The organism is Lactobacillus psittaci DSM 15354 (assembly GCF_000425905.1).
In the GTDB taxonomy this organism is placed as follows: Bacteria; Bacillota; Bacilli; order Lactobacillales; family Lactobacillaceae; genus Lactobacillus; species Lactobacillus psittaci.
The window spans coordinates 1-3,644 of record NZ_AUEI01000018.1 but is presented as its reverse complement, the minus strand read 5'-3'; the positions used below and the strand labels follow the sequence as shown (position 1 = coordinate 3,644).

2 protein-coding genes and 1 pseudogene are annotated in these 3,644 nt (G+C 34.8%); 1 reads left to right on the top strand and 2 read right to left on the bottom strand.

Features of this window, described 5'->3' with window-relative positions:
- Positions 1-309: Rpn family recombination-promoting nuclease/putative transposase (locus H628_RS0104145; RefSeq protein WP_027825333.1), on the bottom strand; the 309-nt coding region annotated here is incomplete at its 3' end.
- 123 nt (positions 310-432) lie between these two features.
- Positions 433-1,323: a LysR family transcriptional regulator gene (locus tag H628_RS0104140; RefSeq protein ID WP_027825332.1), complete on the bottom strand. Its 891-nt coding sequence runs from the start codon at positions 1,321-1,323 to the stop codon at positions 433-435.
- A gap of 190 nt (positions 1,324-1,513) precedes the next feature.
- Here H628_RS0104140 and H628_RS07280 point away from each other — a divergent pair.
- Positions 1,514-3,292 (top strand): annotated as a pseudogene (locus H628_RS07280) (FAD-binding protein).
- Positions 3,293-3,644: the final 352 nt, after the last annotated feature.

Below are 3,644 nucleotides of genomic sequence, written 5' to 3'. Positions count from 1 at the left end.
AGTATCCCGGTCCATTGATGACTGGTAATATCTCATTCGCGGTCCAATATCATGATTATTATTTACCTGCATCTCGACGTCGTACAAGTTCCCTGTTTGGTCTTTGACTGCAATATCGAGCCTGACAGACTTACTTCGCTTATCACTCTTCGTTCCAAGCTCTTTTTGGGCATCGATACTTTCAACTGAAACAACATTGACATCTGGTAGCGCTGCCTGAATAATCGCCTTACAAAAACGTTTATTTTGCATAATACTGCCAAAAATCTCGTCATTTGTAAAGCCATAGAATTTGTCATCGTATGACATAAATTACCTCCACGTATATTTTTAAAAGGCAAAAAGCCTTCTAAATATAAATACGTAAAAAAGATGCATTTGTTCGTGGTAATTTTCAATGACATTAAGCCATTTAGCAATAATATGTAGGGATTAGTGCTTTCTTCTGTGGAAATTACGCAAAATTTCAATTCCTTTAGCTTGATGCTTATTAGGCATAAAACTCTTTCGCATAGCTATTTGCATATATGCCCACAGTTTTTGCTCTGCATCAAGATGAATCACATGCACTAAATCATTATGTTTTATGCTTGATTCCATCACTAAAGCGATTCCCATATTTCTTTCAACTAGGTCAATTAATAACTGCATTGTTTGTGCTGTGTAAATAATATTAGGTGTAAAATCACCAAACTCCCCTATTCGATTAAGTGATTCTCTAGTTAAGTAGGTAGATTTTCTAGCAATAAATTTTTCATTTCTTAGTTCACGTGCCTTTATTTCAGTTTTATCAGCCCAAGGATGCTTTAGACCAGTAATAATTACCAGTTCAGTTTTATCCAGTGTTCTAATAAAGTAATTAGGATCATTAAATGGCACAATCCAAGAATAGATAGCAATATCACTATCTCCTCTTTCTAAATCTGAAAAAGCTGCAGTTGATCTCTCAAACTTTGGATCAAGCATGTCTGAAATTCCAGCATTATAAAACTTTTCAATAATTTCTGGCATATAAATACTACCTGCTACACCGGAAAATGAAATTCTAATTTTACGATCATTAGCATGACGAACATCATGATCTAAGCTAGCTATTTCACTTAATAGTTTTTTAGACTTGTCATAGAGCATTTGACCAGCAGATGTTAATGTTATTTTACTTTTTTTATTTTTCTGAATAATTAGTGGATCTTGATAGTGTTGTGCCAACTTCCTAACAGCTGATGAAATTGTTGGTTGTGTGACGTCAAGCTCCTTGGCAGCTGAAGTATAAGATTCTAATTCAACTAATTTACAAAAATATATCAAGTCTCTTTCATTCATAATTTATAAATTCCTTTTATAAATCAAACTTTTTATATTATAAATCTTTGCTTTAATAAGTAAATTATAGCTTATATATCAGCACTTATGGCCAATATATTCATTATTTTTTACTTTTAAATATTTTTTGTTTATTTATAAATAGTATTCTATATTATCTTTGAAAACGTTTTAGAAAGAGATGATACTTATGATTTATACTCCCTCAACTAGATGGGATGCTCAATTTGATGTCATCGTAGTTGGGTTTGGGGGCGCTGGTGCTGGCGCTGCTCGATTCGCAGCTGACAACGGCGCGCACGTTCTATTAATTGATTCCGCTCCTGAAGGCCATGAAGGTGGTAACACAAGATATTCAGGTGGAGCCTTTGCTTGGGGACTAGACAGTCAAAAATTAGCTGATTATTATAAGCAAACCTACTACCCATTTAAATATGATGTTCGAGCACTGGATTGCTTTGTCAAAAACATTACCAATATGAAAGAATATGCTAAAAAGTATTTTGATATCGATTCTGTCGCAACTGGACGTCGACCAAATGGAGAATATCCCGAATATCAGAATGCTAATTCAATGCAATCTAGAAGCATGAACAAAGGTATGTATAATGGCTTCTTCTGGAAGTTACTTAGAAAAAAAGTTTACGAACGTCTAGATATGATAACAATTTGGTATGAATCTCCAGCGCTTCATTTAATTCAAGATGCTGAAACTAATACTACATTAGGGGTTCAAATTAAACGTAAGGGCCAAATCCGTAATATTCGCGCTAAAAACGGAGTTGTCCTTTCATGTGGTGGTTTTGAAAATAATCAAGATATGGTACAAACCTATTTAGGTCAAGGCTCATTAGCTCCAATAGGTGCTTTATACAACAAAGGAAAAGGAATTGATTTAGCTATCGAAGCTAATGCTCGCTTATGGCATATGTCAAATTATGATTCTCATGGACTTTCTCTCAGAAATGGGGATGCCAGAGAAAAATTTGCGTATATGATTAATTGAAAATCATTATTCAATGGAAGTATCTTCGTAGCCGGAGATGACGGAACTCGTTATTTCAAGGAAGACGAAGACGATCGTCATGGCTATAAATATAATCACGGTAACTGGATTATGCTTCCTAATCAAAATCATCCTCACATCGTCATGGATCAAGCTCAATATGAACAGTTAAGTAATGATACTTCTGATAAATCTACTCAAATAAAAGAATTGATATCTTATGCTATTAAGGCAGATTCTATTGAAGATTTAGCCAAGCTAATAGATGCTCCTCTTTTGCCACAAGCGGTAAAAGATTTTAACTTCTTAGTTAACGATAAAAAACGTGATATGTTCTTAAATCGCGACCTCAATACCATGCGAGCATTTGGGGATGGACCTTACTATGCTATTAAAGTTAGACATAACATCTTGCATACTCATGGCGGAGCTCAAAGAAATGAAAAATGTGAAGTTATCGACATGAATGGAAATCCTGTACCTCATCTTTATGAAGCTGGTGAATTAGGTGACATCTTCGCTACTAAATATTTAGGTTCCAGCAGTGTCGCTGACTTATTAATTTCTGGAAAAATTGCCGGTGAAAATGCTGCTCGTACTAGAAAATTAGATTCTGCTGTTGATGCGATTACTGGTGCATCATTAATCCCAGAATTACGTTCTGATGCTCAAATAACGGCAACTAACTATGAAACTAAGGAAAATCAAGCAATTGGTATTAGTAGCAATGGTATCAGCGACTTTCCAATTGTAGTACGAGTAACTGGAAGTAAAAATAAGCTTGAGAAAATTGAGGTTTTGCAACAAAAAGAATCTCCTGATATTGGTGGACTTGCTATTCCTAAATTAACTAAGGCAATGCTTCAAGATAATACAGCAGACGTTGACAGTATTTCCGGCGCAAGTGCAACTAGTGGGGCTCTAAAAGAAGCTGTAAAAGAAGCTTGGAACAAATTAAAATAAAGCTTATTAATAGAAAGTGCAGTTAGTAATGAAAGAGAAAGAATGGGATGCAGATTACGATGCTATCGTTCTAGGGTTTGGCGGTGACCTACTTTGGACTAAAGTTCTTGGTATGTGGTAAAAAATTAATAAAACGAAAGCATTGGTAATAACAAAGGTTGCCAATGCTTTTTTGTGTTGCTATAAGGTTTTATTTTAAGTTCTGATGGATTATCTCACGAATTTCACCATCACTGAGACTGAAATCAGAATCAACCGAATCTTTGATTGCTGAATATACTTCTGCTTCACTCATTTCAGGTTGAGTACGTTTAAAGAATGTTACGAAAGATTTGACTGTATTTCTTTGCTC